The organism is Actinomadura sp. 6N118 (assembly GCF_044326415.1).
Classification (GTDB): Bacteria; Actinomycetota; Actinomycetes; order Streptosporangiales; family Streptosporangiaceae; genus Spirillospora.
Map to the genome: position 1 here is coordinate 107268 of NZ_JBIRAZ010000025.1, position 16606 is coordinate 123873.

The following is a 16606-nucleotide window of genomic DNA, read 5'->3' on the forward strand; positions in this document are numbered from 1 at the left end:
GGTCAGCGGAACCTCACGTCGACGAAACGGGGGCGGTAGATGCTGCTGTCCTTGTAGTGGTCGGTGTTCTTGAAGGTGTTCACGTTGTACGACACCACGAGGCGGCCCTTGGAGCTGAGCTCGGGATGGGCGTGGGCGTTGTAGGTGAAGACGTTGGCGTTCTTGTAAGTGCCGGTCAGCCCGGTCTCCGGGGTGTTGTAGACGGTCGTCTTACCGGTGAACGGACCCTGCGGCGAGCAGGAGTAGTACGCCACGATCTTGGTGCTGAAGAGCTCGGTGGTGTCCTGGGTGATCAGAACGTAGCCGCGCCCTAGCCTGCTTACGCTGTACTCGTTGGCGACGCCGTCCATCACGCGGGCCGAGTCGGCCTCGCGCTTCGACCAGCCCTTGCCCGTGTAGAACTCCCACCGGCTCTTCAGGCTGCTGCCCCGGACACGGGCGAGGTGCATGTACTTGGAGTTGCCCTTGTCCTCGACGCCGTAGATATAGATCGTGCGACCCGAGCGTTCCAGCCACGACGCCCAGGAGATGCCCTTGCTGGAGGGCAGCGGGGTCACGCTGGTGGGCTTGGACAGGCGCTTGGGCGAGAACTGCGCCAGCACGTTCCGGTGCCAGCGCCAGTCCCAGATGCCGGGGCCGAACCGCTCGTACTCCTGGTAGGTGGCCTGGACCTTGCCACCTGCGGTGATGGCGTCCCCGGCCCAGTACCAGTGCTTCTTGTCACGCGGCGGCATGACCGCCTTGGGCGCCCCCTTGCTCCCGCCGGTGACGGTGGTGAGCCTCTTACCGTCCTTGACCACGAACGTGTTGTTGAGGAACGGGGTGGTGCCGCCCTCCTCGATCACCGGTGACCGCGAGCCGTCCTTGTTCACCTTGCCGAGGAAGGTGTCGGAGAAGACGAAGGCGAGCCGGCCGTCGGGCAGGGTCGTCGAGTAGGTGCCGTCGGCGCCCGTCCAGTCGTCGACCCGGCGGTTGTCGGTCGCGTACCTGGTGAAGAGCCCGTTGAGCTCGGCGTGCGGCTTGGAGCTCACGAACGCCGGGGTCCGTACCCCGTCGCAGGTCAGGGGCGCCGCAGCAGCAGCCGTCCGCAGTTGGGCGGCGGACGCCTGGCTCGGCTTGGGCGGCGCCGCGTTCGCCGGAACGAACGCGGTCGTGGCCAGGGTGAGGGTCAAGGCACCGGCCGCGAGGCCGAGCGTTCTCTTCCGGAGTGTTCTGTTGTCGCGGGGGGTGGGTTTCCGCACGTGCACCTCACGGGTCTCGTCGATCACGATTCCATGGAGCTAGAAGTTTGGTCATTAGATGACTTGTTGTCTAGATGTATCGTGCTGCGCATGACGACTGGACCCCGGGCGGCTCGCGTGGCCTTGATCGGCGAGTGCATGATCGAGCTTCGGCATCTGTCGGCGGACCGGCTCGCGCTGGGCTACGCCGGAGACGTCTTCAACACGGCCGCCTACCTCGCGCGCAGCGCGGAGCCCGGCGCGGTCGACGTCCAGTTCGTCTCGGTCACCGGAGACGACCCGTACAGCCTGACCATGCGCGAGCACTGGCGTGCGTACGGCGTGCACGACACGTACACGCGCACCCTCCCCGGCGGAAAGGCCGGCCTGTATCTCATCCGCACCGACGAACGCGGAGAGCGCACGTTCCAGCACTACCGGCGGGGATCCGCCGCCCGCGACCTGTTCGGCCCAGACCAGCCCGCCGAGATAGACGAGGCCATCGCCTCCCACGACCTCGTCTACCTGTCCGGCATCACCCTCTCGATCATGACCCCGACCGCCCGCGCCCGCCTCGTCGACGTCCTCGCCGAGACCCGCCGACGCGGCGGCCGCGTCGCGTACGACGGCAACTACCGCCCCAGCGGCTGGCCCTCACCCCGCGCCGCCGCCGGCGTCGCCAACACCGTCCTCGCGCACACCGACATCGCGCTCCCGAGCCTGGACGACGACCGCCTCGTGCACGGCGACACCGACGCAGACGCCTGCATCACCCGCCTGCGCGCCGCCGGCGTCCGCGAGATCGTGGTCAAACTCGGCGAGCAGGGCTGCGTCATCGCCGACGAATGTTCGACCGAGCCGATCCCCGCCGTGCCCGGAGCAACGGTCGTCGACACCACCTCCGCAGGAGACGCGTTCAACGGCGCCTACCTCGCTGCCCGCCTCGCCGGCGCCACCCCGCGCCCCGCCGCCGAGGCCGGAGCCCGACTGGCCGCCGAAGTGATCGGCCACCCGGGCGCCCTCCTGCCCGCCTAGACGCTCGCCGCCCGCCCCGCGCCCCGCCGTGGGTCAGGTCCAGGCGGGGGCGTCGGCGAAGGGGAAGTGCTCGCCGGGGACATAACGCGGTTTCGGCTGGTAGGTGTTGACGCCGGGCTCGCCGCGCAGGAGCAACGCGCTGGGGAACGGCTGCGGCTCGGCGGTGATCCGGGTCGAGGTGGGGATGTAGCGGATGGTCAGGCCGCAGCGCCGGTAGGGCGAGGTGTTGGCGTTGCTGCCGTGCATGATGCCGGGGTGGTGCACCTCGACGTCGCCGGGCTGGAGCACCATGTCGACCGCCTTCGACTCGTCCACGGTCACGTCGCTCTCCACGTTGAACACCGCGTCATCGCCCTCGTGCTCCCGCACGGCGTGCAGTTCCTCCCGGTGGGTGCCGGGGATGACGCGCAGGCAGCCGTTCTCGGGAGTCGAGCGGTCCACGGCGAGCCAGAGGGTGACCACGTTCATCGGATCCAGGGGCCAGAACGCGCCGTCCTGGTGCCAGAGCACCGCCTTGCCCGTGCGCGCCGGCTTGGCGATGTAATGCGAGGCGAACAGCGCGATGTCGGGGCCGATGAACTTCTCGGCGATGTCCAGCAACCTGTCGTCGGAGACCAGCCGGACCCAAAACGGGTCCCGGGCGACGAGCTCGGTGGACAGGTCCTCGCCGCTGCGTCCGGGGTACCGCTCCTGCAGCCAGCGGACGTGCTGGTCGGCCTCGGCGATCAGTTCCGCGTCGAGCACGTTCCGAAAGATCGCGTAACCGTCCGTGTCGTACTTCTCCATGAGATCCATGGCGGCAAGATATCTAGAGAACAAGTCATCTAGTCAATAGACCGGAGCGATTGAACGTGATCCTTTCCTCGCGGTTGTCACGTTTGAAGCGAGAACAACCGCGTCGGTCCGCGAATCCGTGGGAAAGCCACGCGCGGCGAAGTCTCGCCGGGGGCTCCGCACGCGGTAGTTTCGAAGCAGCGGGACTATCCCAGTTAGGGAGTGACGTGACCGAGGAAACCGCTGCGATGCCGGCCAGTACGAAGTTGTCCTTGCGCGACGTGGTGACGGTGAAGTTGCCCGCCGCCAGTGCCTACCTGTCCGTCCTGAGAACCGCCACGGCGGGCCTCGCGGCCAGGCTGGACTTCACGCTGGACGAGATCGAGGACCTGCGCATCGCCATCGACGAAGCGTGTGCGATGTTGCTCGCCCAGGCGGTCCCCGGGACCGACCTGACATGCGAGTTCGAGCTGACCGGAGACGCCATGCGGATCTCCGTGTCGGTGCTGACCGTCGAGGGCACGGAACCCAGCCGCGACACCTTCGCCTGGACCGTTCTCTCCTCGCTGGCCGGAGAGGTCGACTCGCGCGTCGGTGCCGACGACCGGGTGACCGTGACGTTGCAGAAGCGCCGCGGCGCGGCGGGGGCCCCGTGACGGAAAAGACGACGGTCGCCGGCAGCACCGGCAACGAGCGCACCGAAAGCGCGGTTCCGGACCGCGCCCGGGCCAGGGCCCTGTTCGAGCGGCTCGCCGAGCTGCCCGAGGGCGACCCCGAGCGCCAGCGCATCCGCGACCAGCTGGTGGAGCTGCACCTGCCGCTGGTCGAATATCTCGCCCGCCGCTTCCGCAACCGCGGCGAATGGCTGGACGATCTGATCCAGGTCGCCACGATCGGCCTGATCAAGTCGATCGACCGGTTCGATCTGGGCCGCGGGGTGGAGTTCTCCACGTACGCCACGCCCACGATCGTCGGCGAGATCAAGCGGCACTTCCGCGACAAGGGCTGGGCCGTCCGTGTCCCGCGGCGGCTCCAGGAGCTGAAGCTGTCGCTGACCAAGGCGATCAGTGACCTCGCCCAGCGCGAGGGCCGCGCGCCGACGGTCAGCGAGCTGGCGGCTCACCTCCAGATGACCGAGGAGGAGGTGCTCGAGGGACTGGAGTCGGCCAACGCCTACTCCACCGTGTCGCTCGACGCCCCCGACTCCGGCGACGAGGACGCCCCCGCGGTGGCCGACTCGCTGGGCATGATCGACGAGTCGCTGGAGGGCGTGGAATACCGCGAGTCCCTCAAACCGCTGCTGGAGAAGCTGCCCGCGCGCGAGAAGAAGATCCTTCTGCTGCGGTTCTTCGGCAACATGACCCAGTCGCAGATCGCCGCCGAGCTCGGCATCTCCCAGATGCACGTGTCGCGGCTGCTCGCCCGCACCCTGGCCCAGCTGCGCGACGGGCTCACCGCCGACGAGTGATCAGGGGTCAGGCATCGGAGCGGGGACGCTCGTCCGCGCTCCCGGTGCCGCCCGCGTCGTCGCCATCACCCGCGTCGTCGTCGTCCGCGTCGCTGTCACCCGCGTCACCATCGCTCTCGTCCTGGACGAGCCACGCGGTGCTTGGCGGAGCGAGCACCGTGACGAGAGCAAGAACAGCGACCACACCGAGCGGAACGCCGATGAGGTACTGCTCGCTCTGCCACAACGACCAGGCGATCGGCAGCGCGAACAGCTGCGTCAGCACCGTGGGCGCGCGGCTCCAGGGCTCGGCGCGCAGCAGGCCGCGCGCGCACGCCAGCATCCCGGCGCCGCCGGCCAGCGCCAGCGTGGTCACCCCGATCGCGGTCGCCGGGTCGTGCGGCTCGCCGAGCAGGGTCTCGACCCCCACGTAGAGGCCGAATCCGACGGCGGCGACGCCCTCCGCGGCCTCTAGGGCGGCGGCGGCGTTCACGGTCATGGGGCGCTTGGACACAACCTGGAACCCTACCGGCGCCTGAGTACTGGGCGCGATGGATACCCTTGCGCCCGTGCGCGCCATGCTCATCGCCAACCCCAAGGCGACCTCCACCTCCCGGCGGGCCCGCGACATCCTCGTGCGGGCCGTCTCCGGCGACCTCGACCTGTACATCGCCGAGACGGGACACCGCGGCCACGCGACCGAGCTCGCCCGGCAGTCGGCCGAGGAGGGCTACGACATCCTGGTGACCGTCGGCGGTGACGGCACGGTGAACGAGGCGGTCAACGGACTTCTGGCCGAGGGCCCCTCCCCCGACCTCCCGGCCCTGGCGGTCCTGCCGTGCGGCAGCGCCAACGTCTTCGCCCGCGCGTTGGGCCTGCCGAACGACCCCATCGCCGCGACGCGCACCGTGCTCGAAGCGCTGCGTGCCGGACGTCACCGCAGTGTGGGTCTGGGCACCGCCCGCTTCGCCGACGAAGCAGAGCGATATTTCACGTTCGGCGCAGGAGTGGGCTTTGACGCGGAGGTGGTCCGCGAGGTCGAACGGCGCCGGGTGACGGGCGCGAGGGCCGACCCGTCCCTCTACGTGCGGACCGCACTCCGGCACTTCTTCACGGGAACCGATCGCAAGCGGTCGGCGCTCACCATGGAGCGGCCCGGGCGGCCCGCCAAATCCGGTTTGTTTTTCGCGTTCGTGTCCAACACGTCGCCATGGACTTTCATGGGTCCCCGTGCGCTGAATCTCAGTCCCCGCGCGAACTTCAACCGCGGCCTCGACGTCTTCGGAATGCAATCCATGGACGTCCTCCCGATGCTGGGGGCCGTCGGCCAGATGTTGCTGGGCGGTAACCGCCCAGTACAGGGGACGCACACGCTCAACGTTCACGACGCCGCGGAACTCACCCTCCGCGCGGAGCGTCCCGTGGCCTTTCAGCTCGACGGCGACTACCTTGGTGAGCAGGAGAGCATCACATTCCGATCGGTGCCCAAGGCGATACGCATTGTCATATGAGGCTGATCATGGGCCCTGTTAACGACAAGGCAACAAGCCCGACTCACTGATGTGACACATCCGACACCCATACTTTGAGAAACGTTTCTCAAAGGTCTTGCGTCCGGCTGCGGGGCCCTGACACGCTCAAAGTGCGCCAGCCGAGAGCGGCCCAATGTCGTCAGCCGCCTGCTCGCAGCGCCGTAACCAAATCACCCCTGCACACAAAACCTTTGCGGTACGGGGTGTTCGCGACATGTGAAACCGTTCACAAGTGGAGCATCTCCACGCTGACGAAGGAGTGGACCGCATGGACTGGCGCCACCGCGCAGCCTGCCGTGACGTGGATCCCGAGCTGTTCTTCCCGATCGGCAACACCGGGCCCGCGATCCTGCAGATCGAAGAGGCCAAGCAGGTATGCCGCCGCTGCGACGTCACCGACGCCTGCCTCCGCTGGGCCATCGAGTCCGGCCAGGACTCCGGCGTCTGGGGCGGCATGGGCGAGGACGAGCGCCGCGCCCTCAAGCGCCGCAACGCCCGCGCCCGGGCCCGCGCCAACGCCAACCTCTAACTTCACACTTCTTAGCTTCACACTTCGCGAACACCCGCCGCCCGGCCATGCCGGGCGTAACCGGCGCCGCCTCCGAACTCCCCAGCCGGAGAGCCCAAGACGCCGACCAGGGCACCGCAAACGCCCGTGGCCAAGCCACGGGCGTTTGTCATGTCCGCCCCGCAACATCATCACCTGCACCACGGGAGCTTCAGCGGACCGGTGGGCCGCCTGGGCGGTTGCTGTGATTCAGGGGGACGTCGACGATCACTTCGGTGCCGCCGCCGGAGCGGCGGTGGAAGTCCAAGGTGCCGCCCAGTTCGCCCACGATGAGCGTGCGGACGATCTGCAAGCCGAGGCTGTTGCTGCTCTCCACGTCGAAGTCGGCGGGCAGCCCGACGCCGTCGTCCGCGACGGTGACGACAAGCCGCCGTGCCTCTTCGTCGGAACGGTGTTTGTCGGGACGGTGTTTGCCGGAACGGTGCTCGTCGGGAGGGTGCCCGTCGGAACGGTGCTCATCGGGACGGTGTTCGTCGGAACGGTGGGCCACGACCTCCAGGGTGCCGTCGCGGTGATCGGGCAGGCCGTGCTCCAGCGCGTTCTGCAGCAGCTCGGTGAGCGCCATGGCGAGCGGCGTGGCGATCTCGGCGGGCAGCACGCCGAAGCTGCCGGTGCGCTTGGGGACGACCCGGGTCTCGGGGGTGGAGACCTCGCCCGCCATGGTGATCACGCGATCGACGATGTCGTCGAAGTCGATCAGCTCGTCCGGGGTGAGCGAGAGCGTCTCGTGCACGATGGCGATCGAGCCGACGCGGCGTACCGCCTCGTCCAGCGCGGCCCGTCCCTCGGGGATGCGAAGCCGGCGGGCCTGCAGGCGGAGCAGCGCGGCCACGGTCTGCAGGTTGTTCTTCACCCGGTGGTGGATCTCCCGGATGGTGGCGTCCTTGGTCATCAGCTCCCGGTCCCGCCAGCGGAGCTCGGTGACGTCGCGGACCAGCACGATGGCGCCTATCCGGGCACCCCCGACCACGAGCGGGATGGTCCGCAGCTGCATGATCGACCCGTTCGACTCGACCTCGACCTCGCGCGGTGCCCGGCCGCTGAGAAGGGCGGTCAGTGCCTCCTCCAGCGGCTCGCCGGTGTCGCACAGCTCGGCCGTCACCTCGCCGAGGGACTCTCCGACGAGGTCGGCCTGCAGGCCGAGGCGCCGGTACGCCGACTGCGCGTTCGGGCTGGCGTAGGTCACCCGGCCGGTCCGGTCAAGCCGGATCAGCCCGTCACCGACCCTGGGGGAGCGGACCAGATTGGGTTCCTCTCCCGGCACCGGGAACCGGCCTTCAGAGATCATCTGGGCGAGGTCGCTGGCGCTCTGCAGATAGGTGAGCTCCAGGCGGCTGGGCGTACGGGCGGAGCTGAGATTGGTGCTGCGCTGGATGACGCCGAGCAACTTGGCCCCCCGGCGGACCGGGATCGACTCCTCCCTGACCGGGATGCCGCTCCCCCATTCGGGATCGCCCTCACGCACAATGCGCCGTTCCCGCCAGGCGACGTCGATCAGGCCGCGCCGGCCGGTCCGGACGATCTTGCCGACCAGGTCCTCGGGGTAAGCGGTCGGGCCCGTCGTCGGGCGCATCTGGGCGACCGCCACCCAGCCGGGCACGGTCCCCTGCCCGGCAACCGCCGGGCGCGGGCGTGACCTCGGCGCGTTCTCGGCGGGCAAGGCCTCCGCCGAACGCAGCGGAACCCACAACAGAAGGTCCGCGAACGACAGGTCGGCCAGCAACTGCCAGTCCGACACGAGGGCGTGCAGCCACTCCACGTCGGTCTCGTTGAGGTCGGTGTGATCGCGCACCAGATCGGTCAAGGTAGGCACCGCTCCATCATCGCCTATCCCCATGCCTGCCCGGCCCCGCCCACCTGGCAGGATGCGGGGACATGACCGCAGGACAGGACCCCCTGGCCAGGTTCCGGGCCGCCACGGAACGCCGCGACGAGGCGGGGCTGCGCCGCCGGCTGCGCCCCCGTACCGCCGACCATGACGGCCTCATCGATCTGGCCTCGAACGACTACCTGGGCCTGTCCCGGGATCCCCGGCTGATCGAGGGTGCGGTCGCCGCGGCCCGCGAGTGGGGTACGGGCTCCACCGGATCACGGCTGGTCACCGGCACCACCGAACTGCACGCCGAGCTCGACCGCAGGCTCGCCGCGTTCACCGGCAGCCCGGCGGGCCTGACCTTCTCCTCCGGCTATCTGGCCAACCTCGGCGCGGTGGCGGGCCTCTCCGGCGCGGGCACGCTCGTGGTGTCGGACCAGGTCAACCACGCCTCGATCGTGGACGCCTGCCGCCTCTCCCGGGCCCGCGTGGTGATCACCCCGCACCGGGACGTGGCCGCCGTCCAGCAGGCCCTGGCCGACCGCGACGAAGAACACGCGCTCGTCGTCACCGACGCCGTCTTCTCCGTGGACGGCGACCTGGCGCCCCTGGCCGCCCTCCACCGAGTCACCCGCGCCCACGGCGCCCTCCTGGTGATCGACGAGGCGCACGCCCTCGGGGTCGTCGGCGAGCACGGCCGCGGCGCCGCGCACTCCGCAGGCCTGACCGCCGAACCCGACGTCGTCCTCACCCTCACCCTGTCCAAGTCCCTCGCCGCCCAGGGCGGCGCGGTCCTCGCCGCCCCCGAGCTGATCGAGACACTGGTCGACACCGGCCGGGCGTTCATCTTCGACACCGGCCTCAATCCGCCCGCCGCCGGTGCCGCCCTCGCGGCGCTGGACGCCATCGAGACCGAACCCGGCCTTCCCGCCCGCGCCCGTGCGGTGGCCCGTCGCATGGCCGGGATCGCGGCAGACCTCAGTTTGGAGACTGCCGCCCCGGCCGCCGCCGTCGTCCCGGTCTTCCTCGGCGAGCCCCATGTCGCCCTCCGCGCAGCCGAGATCTGTGCCGAGCACGGCGCCCGCGTGGGCTGCTTCCGGCCGCCCTCGGTCCCCAAGGGAAGGGCGTGTCTGCGCCTCACCGCCCGCGCGTCGGTGGCCGAGTCCGACTTCACAATCCTCCGGGCGGCCCTGACGGCGGTCTCGGGCTCTACCAGCCGTAGTCTTCACACGTAACATCGGGGACAACCGCTGGTGAACGTGAGGAGAGTCCGTGACGGAGGTCAGGGGTGGGCCCCGTCCGGGCCCCGGATTCGACGCCGCGCCCATGAGTGACTTCGGACGCCACCACCACTCGGCGTCCGCCCCGCGCATCCCCAAGTACTACAAGCTCAAGGAACTGCTGGTCGAGCTGATCCAGCAGCTCCCCCCGGGCAGCCCGCTGCCGCCCGAGCGCACCCTCGCCGAGAAGTACGAGACCTCCCGCACCACGGTCCGCCAGGCTCTGGCAGAGCTGGTCGTCGAGGGCCGCCTCCAGCGCATCCAGGGCAAAGGCACCTTCGTCGCCAAACCGAAGGTCTCCCAGGAGCTCCAGCTGGTCAGCTACACCGAGGACATGCGCCACCACGGCCTCCAGCCGGAGACCCGCATCCTGGAGATCGGCTACGTGAGCGCCGACGAACGCCTGGCCACCCTCCTCGGCATCCGCCCCGGCGGCCGTGTCCTGCGCATTCACCGGCTCCGCCTCGCCGACGGCGAAGCCATGTCGATCGACACCTCGCACCTGCCGGCCCGCCGTTTCCCCGGCCTGCGCCGCGAGCTCCCCCGCCACCGTTCCCTGTACGAGACGCTCGCCACCGCCTACGACGTGCACCTCGCCGAAGCCGAAGAGACCATCGAGACCGTCCTGGCCACCCCGCACGACGCCCAGCTCCTGGCCGTCGACGTAGGCCTGCCGATGCTCCTGCTCTCCCGGCACGCATTCGACTCCACCGGCCAGCCCGTCGAATGGGCCCAGTCCCTCTACCGCGGCGACCGCTACAAATTCATCACCCGCCTCCGCCGCGGCTAAAAAAGTCAGCCGCGTTAAGCGGCCATTTCCCCCCGGTTACGCCACGCCCGATGACCTTCACTGACCGTATCCGGCCACGGTGACCGCCATCACACGTCACTGAGCAGCACTTTCGTCACCCACAGCAACCAGGTCACCCGTTCTGGGTACGCTCTGAACACACGATCCCTACGATGACCGGAGCAGATCGTGAGCGAAGGGTCGCCTAAAGTGACACTCGTAGAGCTTCCGCCATACACGGCGGAACTCCCTGACACCGCGTACAACATGTGGGTGCGCGGGGAGTTGCACGACTTTCTCCACCTCCCGAACGACGGCACTCGCGTAGAGATCATCGGAGGCGAGATCGCCGTGTCCCCCGCACCGACGGTCCGTCATGCGATCATCGTCCAGGATATTTCCAATGCACTGACTCGGGCGCACCACGAGAATCCCGAGTTTCCATGGCGGCTGCTGCAGGTCACGCAATTGACGCCCGTGGGGCCGGACGGCGGCTACATCCCCGACCTGGTCGTCCTGGATGCCGCCATGCTCAAGGACGCCGACGACGCGGACGTGCCCGGATTCGTCCCCGACCAGATCGAGATGGCTGTGGAGGTGACCTCTCCCAGTCGCGCGGACGACGATCGAAAACCGACCGAGCAGCGCGACCCGGCCAAGAAGCCGTCCAAATGGACGGGCTACGCGCGGGCCGAGATTCCCTACTGCCTCCTTGTCGACCGTGATCCAGAGCGGTCGGCCATCACACTCTTCTCCATCCCAGATCAGGCGAGTGCCGCCTACCTGCATGTGGAGGGGTGGCAGTTCGGCGAGAAGGTCCACCTACCTGATCCGTTCAACGTCGACATCGACACCAGCGGATGGAAGCCATGGAAGAAGTGAGCGAGGAGTCGCGCACCGAGTGGTACGTCGTCCGGCAGGCCTACGAGATCGAACTGCCCGACACTCCCTACAACCTGTGGTGCTCCGGCGAGCTCTGGGATCACGTCAACGCCGAGGAGGGGGCAAAGGTCGAGGTCATCGGCGGCGAGGTCTGCATCGATGGAGCGCCCCGTCCACCACTGCCCGACTCACCGAGAGCTCGTCATCGGACCGTTCAGGAGGTGTGGGAAGAGAACGAGCGCCTTCGCGAGGAGATCCGTCGTGGGTGGGAGGCGTCGAAGCGGGAGGCGTCCAGGGACCAGACGTGAGGCCGGGCATACGTGTTGGGCGCCGGGTCGGCGCCCACACGTGTGATGGGGTTAGAGGGTCTGGGATAGGGCCTTGATGGGCATGTGGAGTTCGGTGAGGAGCTCCAGGTCCTTTTCGGCGGGGCGGCCGAGGGTGGTCAGGTAGTTGCCGACGATCATGGCGTTGATGCCGCCGAGCATGCCGTCGCGGGTGCCGAGGTCGCCGAGGGTGAGCTCGCGGCCGCCCGCGTAGCGCAGGATCGTGCGGGGCAGGGCCAGCCGGAACGTGGCGATGGTCTTGAGCGCCTCGCTGCCCTCCACCAGGGAGAAGTTCTCGAACGGGGTGCCCGGGCGCGGGGTGAGGAAGTTGAGCGGGACCTCGTCCGGCTCCAGCTCGGCGAGCTGCCCGGCGAACTCGGCGCGCTGCTCGACGGTCTCGCCCATGCCGATGATCCCGCCGCAGCACACCTCCATGCCGGCCTCCTTGACCATGCGGAGGGTGTCCCAGCGTTCTTCCCAGCTGTGCGTGGTGACCACGTTGGAGAAGTGGGAACGGGCCGTCTCAAGGTTGTGGTTGTAGCGGTGAACGCCCATCTCGGTCAGCTCGTCGACCTGGGCCTGGGTGAGCATGCCGAGCGAGCAGGCGATGTTGATCTCGACGGCCTCGTTGATCGCCTTGATGCCCTCGCGGACCTGCTTCATCAGGCGCTCGTCCGGGCCGCGGACCGCGGCGACGATGCAGAACTCGGTGGCGCCCGTCTTGGCGGTCTCCTTGGCGGCCTCGACCAGTTCGGGGATGTTGAGCCAGACGGCGCGGACCGGGGAGGTGAACTGGCCTGATTGGGAGCAGAAGTGGCAGTCCTCGGGGCAGCCGCCGGTCTTGAGGGAGATGATCCCCTCGACCTCCACCTCCGGGCCGCACCAGCGCATGCGGACCTCGTGGGCGAGGGCGAGCAACTCCTCGAGCCGGTCATCGGGAAGGTTGAGACACTCCAGGGCCTGCGCGGCGGACAGACCCTTGCCCTCGTCGAGCACCTGGCGGCGAGCCACCTCGAGGATGTCGGTCACGGATTCTCCTTTGTGAGGCCGTAGCTATCGCGGAAGGTAGCAGCGTCGAAGGCACCGCCGAACGCCGGGGCCAGCGACCGATGCGCGGTGATCAGGAACTCGGCGGGGTCGAGGGCGCCCGCGCCCGCGGGCATCGCCCCGGCGAGCGGCCGCGCGGCGATCGTCTCCAGGTCCTGGATGTTGCTGCGCATGGCCAGCCCGGGTTCTTCGGGCCACTCCCCGATCACGACTCCGGCGAGCTGGATCCCGCGGTGCGCCATCGCCTCCAGCGTCAGCGCGGTGTGGTTGAGCGTCCCGAGATCGGGCCGGACCACCACGACCACGGCCGCGCCGAGCCACCGCGCCAAATCTGCCACCGTCGCGCCCTCGTCGTCGTACCGGACCAGCAGGCCGCCGGCGCCCTCGACGAGCACCAGCCGCCGGGTCTCCGACAGCTCGCGGACCTGGTCCACGACCTCGGGCAGGCTGATCGGCGGCATCCCCGCCCGTCGCGCGGCCGCCGCGGGCGACAGCGGGTCCGGGAACCGCCCGAGCTCGTGCACGTCATCGATCGCCGCGAGGCGCCGTACCTCATCGAGGTCGCCGAGCTCATCGGGGGCCGCCCCGGTCTGCCCGGGCTTCACGACGGCGACCGGCGTCCCCCGGGCCGCCGCCAGCGCGGCCAGCGCGGCGGTGACGATCGTCTTGCCGACACCCGTACAGGTTCCGGTCACTACGAGCACACTCACGAGCCGCACACTAGCGTGCGGTCACTCACTCAAGGCTCGCTGATTCCCACAGTCTTGACACGCAGACTTTGTACGGGCGGAAACCCGCGGCCCCGGCCACGCGTCCAAGCCATATGGCAGCTCCATCCGCAGGCCTGGCCAGCCGGAGCATCGCACTCATACTGATCAGCGTGGGCGTCCTCACCGGCTGCGGCTCGATCTGGGACGACAAGGAAGCCTGCGCCCTCTCCGATCCCGACTGCTCGACATGGACGCCGACACCCGCGACCTCCGCACCGGCGTCCGAGGCCCCGTCGGCCGGTCCGTCAGACCGGTTGCTCCTGCGGTGGCGGATGACCGGCGGTTTCGCCGGTCTAGGTGGTCCCGGAAGCATCCCCGAGTTCTCCCTGTACGCCGACGGCCGCGCGTACGCGATCCAAAAAGGCGACGTCGATTCACCGGTCGACAGCCTGGCGAAGTTCCAGCTGAGATCGGATGCGCTGACGCGGCTGCTCCGCGACGCCCGGGCAGCCGGTCTCGAACGTTCCAGAACGGCCGGCTCCGAGGATGTCGCCGATGCGCAGATCGTGGAGATCACCATGGGTTCGGCGCGGACCAGGGTCATCCAGCCCGAGTCTCAGCCTGCCGACCCGGCCGTGCGGATGTGGAAGCGACTCCAGCCGTACGCCTGGCCCACTGCCGATCAGCAAGGCTCCCACCGCCCCTACCTGCCACTCCAGGTCGCCGTCCTCGCCGGAGAGACCACGTCCTCGGGCAAGACCATCAAGCCGTGGCCCCTCGCACCGCTGGCCCAGGGCGAGCGGGCAGCCGGAGCCATCTGCAAGGTGGTCACCCATCTCGACTCGACTACCGCCAGGGAACTCGCCCAAAGCAACGTCGTCTGGCTGAGCCAGGGCAAGACCTATGCCGTGCGCTTGCGTCCCCTGCTTCCCAACGAGCACACCTGCAGGGACGTAGCCCGCGCCTGACGCCTATTCCCCTAACACCTATTCGGTGAACGGTCGCTTGTTAGCGTGCGTTCATGGAACCTCGGCACGGTGGGGCACCGAGATCGCCTATCCGCGAAGCACCACCGGTGTCTGAGCCGCCTTCCGTCCTCGTCCGTCTGGCCAGGCCCGACGAGTACGCCAGGGCGGGAGATCTGACCGTGGAGGCCTACGTCGGCGGCGGTTTCGTGTCCCCCACCTCCACGTACGTGCCGATCCTGCGGAACGCCGCTGACCGCGCCGCCAAAGCCGAGCTCCTGGTGGCAGAGATCACCGGCGCGCTCGTCTACTGCGTTCCAGGCAGCCCTTACACCCAGCTGGCGCGGCACCCCGACGAAGCCGAGATCCGAATGCTGGCCGTCGGTGAACGCGCACAAGGCAAGGGCGTGGGACAGGCCTTGGTGTACGCGTGCCTGGAACGTGCCCGTGCGGCAGGCCTCGCCCGCGTCAGACTGGCCACCCAACCGGACATGCGGGCAGCGCAACGCATGTACGAGCGAATGGGCTTCACGCGCACCCCGGAACGGGACTACTCCCCGGTGCCGGGATTCCCCCTCAAGGCCTACGTCCGGCTCCTCTGAGCCTCGACCGTCAGGTCGACGCCAGCTCTCCATGCTCCGAGCAGCGGGCGCTCCAGCCCGTGGGCGTCACCTGAACGATCATCCGCCGGCGGCACCGGCCGCAGTAGCGGGGCGGCTCCATCCGGCGAGCGGCGCGGCACGAGCCGTGGTCACCCTGGTGAACGGGCTCGCCGCAGCGATCGCAGTAGGCACTCTCCACGACCGGCACAGTACTCCCTCTATTGATGTAAGCAGCACGCGCGTCCTAGTGCGCGCGCATCCGGTCCACCAGCCCGGTGTCGTACGTCCCGTCCACGAACTCGCGACGGTCCAGCAGTTCGATGAGGAACGGGAGGTTGGTCTCCAGACCCTCGATCCGGAAGGCGTCCAAGGCCGCCCGTGCGCGCCGGAGCGCGTCGGCCCTGTCGGTGCCGTGCACGCACAGTTTGGCCAGCAGGGGGTCGTAGAACGGGGTGACCATGGTGCCCTCGGCGTATCCGGCGTCGATCCGGATCCCGTGCCCGACGGGTTCCTCCCAGATCTTGATCTCTCCGGGGTTGGGCAGGAAGCGCTGCGGGTCCTCGGCGTACACCCGGAACTCGATCGCGTGCCCGTCCGGCCGGACCGGCCCGATCGTCAACCGCTCACCGGCCGCGATGCGGAACTGCAGCTCGACCAGGTCAAGGCCGGTGACCAGCTCGGTGATCGGGTGCTCGACCTGGAGACGGGTGTTCATCTCCAGGAAGAAGAAGTCCTGCGTGGCCGGATCGACCAGGCACTCGACCGTCCCGGCGCCGCGGTAGCCGACCGCTTCGCCCGCGCGCACCGCGGCGGCGAGCATGCGCTCCCGCAGCTCGGGGGTGATGCCTGGGGAAGGTGTCTCCTCCGCGACCTTCTGATGACGGCGCTGCACCGAGCAGTCGCGTTCCCCCAGCGCGATCACGGTGCCGTCGGTCAGCCCGAGGATCTGCACCTCGACGTGCCGCGCCCGTTCGACGAACCTCTCGATCAGGATGTCCGGGCTGCCGCTGTGCTCGCCGAGATGACGCTCCGCCCGCGATCGTGCCGCCTCGTAGGCGCTGCGCAGACCCGGCTCGTCGAACGCGGCGCCCATGCCGACGCCGCCTCCGCCCCTGGCGGCCTTGACCATGACGGGGTAGCCGATGCGTTCAGCCTCCTCGACCGCGGTGGCGACGTCGGGGACGGGTTCCCAGGTGCCGGGGGTGACCGGGATGCCGGCCTCCTTCATCAGGTTGCGTGCGTTGATCTTGTCGCCCATCCGGCCGATGGCCAGCGGCGGCGGGCCGACCCAGGTCAGACCGGAGTCGATCACGCGGCGGGCGAACTCGGCGCTCTCGGCGAGGAAGCCGTATCCGGGGTGAACGGCCTGCGCGTTGGTGCGGTGCGCGGCCTCCAGGATCGCGGAGGCGTCCAGATAGCTGGCGGCGGCCGGCGGCGGGCCGATGAGGATGGCCTCGTCGGCCTCGGCGACGAACGGGAGGTCGGCGTCCGCCTCGGAGTACACGGCGATGGCCTTGACGCCCATCCGGCGCGCGGTGTGAATGATCCGGCTGGCGATCTCGCCGCGATTCGCCACGAGCACGGATTCGAACACCTGCGGACACTCCTTCATCGG

The 16606-nt window shown here is 69.2% G+C and carries 19 protein-coding genes; 11 read left to right on the plus strand and 8 right to left on the minus strand.

Annotated features, from left to right (window positions below; genetic code table 11):
* Positions 1-2: 2 nt before the first annotated feature.
* Positions 3-1268, minus strand: coding sequence for a DUF4185 domain-containing protein (locus tag ACH34W_RS44950; protein ID WP_395967360.1), 1266 nt, complete (start codon positions 1266-1268; stop codon positions 3-5).
* Positions 1269-1331: 63 nt separating this feature from the next.
* Between ACH34W_RS44950 and ACH34W_RS44955 the strand changes: the two genes are divergently transcribed.
* A complete protein-coding gene (locus ACH34W_RS44955) occupies positions 1332-2255 on the plus strand; it encodes a sugar kinase (protein ID WP_395967361.1) in 924 nt (307 codons plus the stop codon).
* 33 nt (positions 2256-2288) lie between these two features.
* Here the strand turns inward: ACH34W_RS44955 and ACH34W_RS44960 are convergent, their stop codons facing one another.
* Entirely contained in the window at positions 2289-3050 is a 762-nt protein-coding gene (locus tag ACH34W_RS44960; RefSeq protein ID WP_395967362.1) for a phytanoyl-CoA dioxygenase family protein, read from the minus strand.
* Between the two features lie 206 nt (positions 3051-3256).
* Here ACH34W_RS44960 and ACH34W_RS44965 point away from each other — a divergent pair, with 206 nt between their 5' ends.
* Both ACH34W_RS44965 and ACH34W_RS44970 read left to right on the plus strand, forming a co-directional pair.
* Entirely contained in the window at positions 3257-3685 is a 429-nt protein-coding gene (locus ACH34W_RS44965) for an anti-sigma factor (RefSeq protein WP_395967363.1), read from the plus strand.
* Positions 3682-4497, plus strand: a complete 816-nt coding sequence (locus tag ACH34W_RS44970) for an RNA polymerase sigma factor SigF (RefSeq protein ID WP_395967364.1) — start codon at positions 3682-3684, stop codon at positions 4495-4497. Before ACH34W_RS44965 ends, ACH34W_RS44970 begins: the two co-directional genes overlap by 4 nt.
* A 7-nt stretch (positions 4498-4504) precedes the next feature.
* On the opposite strand, the gene ACH34W_RS44975 is transcribed toward ACH34W_RS44970, so the two are convergent.
* A complete protein-coding gene (locus ACH34W_RS44975; RefSeq protein ID WP_395967365.1) occupies positions 4505-4990 on the minus strand; it encodes a hypothetical protein in 486 nt (161 codons plus the stop codon).
* A 64-nt stretch (positions 4991-5054) separates the two neighbouring features.
* Between ACH34W_RS44975 and ACH34W_RS44980 the strand changes: the two genes are divergently transcribed.
* Together ACH34W_RS44980 and ACH34W_RS44985 are read left to right on the plus strand one after the other, a co-directional pair.
* The gene (locus tag ACH34W_RS44980) at positions 5055-5987 is read left to right on the plus strand and encodes a diacylglycerol/lipid kinase family protein (protein ID WP_395967424.1); all 933 of its coding nucleotides are present in this window, start codon (positions 5055-5057) and stop codon (positions 5985-5987) included.
* A 289-nt stretch (positions 5988-6276) separates the two neighbouring features.
* Entirely contained in the window at positions 6277-6537 is a 261-nt protein-coding gene (locus ACH34W_RS44985; RefSeq protein ID WP_151566148.1) for a WhiB family transcriptional regulator, read from the plus strand.
* Positions 6538-6727: 190 nt separating this feature from the next.
* Here ACH34W_RS44985 and ACH34W_RS44990 read toward each other — a convergent pair whose 3' ends face one another.
* A complete protein-coding gene (locus ACH34W_RS44990; RefSeq protein WP_395967366.1) occupies positions 6728-8389 on the minus strand; it encodes a histidine kinase N-terminal domain-containing protein in 1662 nt (553 codons plus the stop codon).
* Positions 8390-8451: 62 nt separating this feature from the next.
* On the opposite strand from ACH34W_RS44990, the gene ACH34W_RS44995 reads away from it, so the two are divergent.
* From ACH34W_RS44995 to ACH34W_RS45010, 4 genes are all read left to right on the plus strand, one after another.
* Complete coding sequence (locus tag ACH34W_RS44995) at positions 8452-9624, plus strand: 8-amino-7-oxononanoate synthase (RefSeq protein WP_395967367.1); 1173 nt, start codon at positions 8452-8454, stop codon at positions 9622-9624.
* 91 nt (positions 9625-9715) lie between these two features.
* Entirely contained in the window at positions 9716-10459 is a 744-nt protein-coding gene (locus tag ACH34W_RS45000; protein WP_395967425.1) for a GntR family transcriptional regulator, read from the plus strand.
* A 210-nt stretch (positions 10460-10669) separates the two neighbouring features.
* Positions 10670-11341, plus strand: a complete 672-nt coding sequence (locus ACH34W_RS45005) for a Uma2 family endonuclease (RefSeq protein WP_395967368.1) — start codon at positions 10670-10672, stop codon at positions 11339-11341.
* Positions 11329-11649: a hypothetical protein gene (locus ACH34W_RS45010; protein WP_395967369.1), complete on the plus strand. Its 321-nt coding sequence runs from the start codon at positions 11329-11331 to the stop codon at positions 11647-11649. The genes ACH34W_RS45005 and ACH34W_RS45010 overlap by 13 nt, the downstream gene beginning before the upstream one ends.
* A 51-nt stretch (positions 11650-11700) precedes the next feature.
* On the opposite strand, the gene bioB is transcribed toward ACH34W_RS45010, so the two are convergent.
* Both bioB and bioD read right to left on the minus strand, forming a co-directional pair.
* Positions 11701-12696 carry a biotin synthase BioB gene (bioB, locus tag ACH34W_RS45015; protein WP_395967370.1) on the minus strand — a complete coding sequence of 332 codons (996 nt, stop codon included), beginning with the start codon at positions 12694-12696 and terminating at the stop codon, positions 11701-11703.
* Positions 12693-13424: a dethiobiotin synthase gene (gene bioD / locus ACH34W_RS45020; protein WP_395967371.1), complete on the minus strand. Its 732-nt coding sequence runs from the start codon at positions 13422-13424 to the stop codon at positions 12693-12695. The genes bioB and bioD overlap by 4 nt, the downstream gene beginning before the upstream one ends.
* 170 nt (positions 13425-13594) lie before the next feature.
* Here bioD and ACH34W_RS45025 point away from each other — a divergent pair, with 170 nt between their 5' ends.
* Positions 13595-14392 (plus strand): hypothetical protein, encoded by a 798-nt coding sequence (locus ACH34W_RS45025; protein WP_395967372.1) that lies wholly within the window; start codon positions 13595-13597, stop codon positions 14390-14392.
* A gap of 107 nt (positions 14393-14499) precedes the next feature.
* On the plus strand, positions 14500-14991 hold the full coding sequence (locus ACH34W_RS45030; protein WP_395967373.1) for a GNAT family N-acetyltransferase: 492 nt from the start codon (positions 14500-14502) through the stop codon (positions 14989-14991).
* Between the two features lie 10 nt (positions 14992-15001).
* On the opposite strand, the gene ACH34W_RS45035 is transcribed toward ACH34W_RS45030, so the two are convergent.
* Both ACH34W_RS45035 and ACH34W_RS45040 read right to left on the minus strand, forming a co-directional pair.
* Entirely contained in the window at positions 15002-15190 is a 189-nt protein-coding gene (locus tag ACH34W_RS45035) for a hypothetical protein (protein ID WP_395967374.1), read from the minus strand.
* A gap of 45 nt (positions 15191-15235) precedes the next feature.
* The gene (locus ACH34W_RS45040) at positions 15236-16585 is read right to left on the minus strand and encodes an acetyl/propionyl/methylcrotonyl-CoA carboxylase subunit alpha (RefSeq protein ID WP_395967375.1); all 1350 of its coding nucleotides are present in this window, start codon (positions 16583-16585) and stop codon (positions 15236-15238) included.
* Between the last annotated feature and the right edge of the window lie 21 nt (positions 16586-16606).

What these genes read in the sequence shown, in the direction of transcription:
- ACH34W_RS44955 (WP_395967361.1), top strand. Translation starts at nt 1,332, where the DNA reads ATGACGACTGGACCCCGGGCGGCTCGCGTGGCCTTGATCGGCGAGTGC.
- ACH34W_RS44960 (WP_395967362.1), bottom strand. Translation starts at nt 3,050, where the DNA reads ATGGATCTCATGGAGAAGTACGACACGGACGGTTACGCGATCTTTCGG.
- ACH34W_RS44980 (WP_395967424.1), top strand. Translation starts at nt 5,055, where the DNA reads ATGCTCATCGCCAACCCCAAGGCGACCTCCACCTCCCGGCGGGCCCGC.
- ACH34W_RS44985 (WP_151566148.1), top strand. Translation starts at nt 6,277, where the DNA reads ATGGACTGGCGCCACCGCGCAGCCTGCCGTGACGTGGATCCCGAGCTG.
- ACH34W_RS44995 (WP_395967367.1), top strand. Translation starts at nt 8,452, where the DNA reads ATGACCGCAGGACAGGACCCCCTGGCCAGGTTCCGGGCCGCCACGGAA.
- ACH34W_RS45000 (WP_395967425.1), top strand. Translation starts at nt 9,716, where the DNA reads ATGAGTGACTTCGGACGCCACCACCACTCGGCGTCCGCCCCGCGCATC.
- ACH34W_RS45010 (WP_395967369.1), top strand. Translation starts at nt 11,329, where the DNA reads ATGGAAGAAGTGAGCGAGGAGTCGCGCACCGAGTGGTACGTCGTCCGG.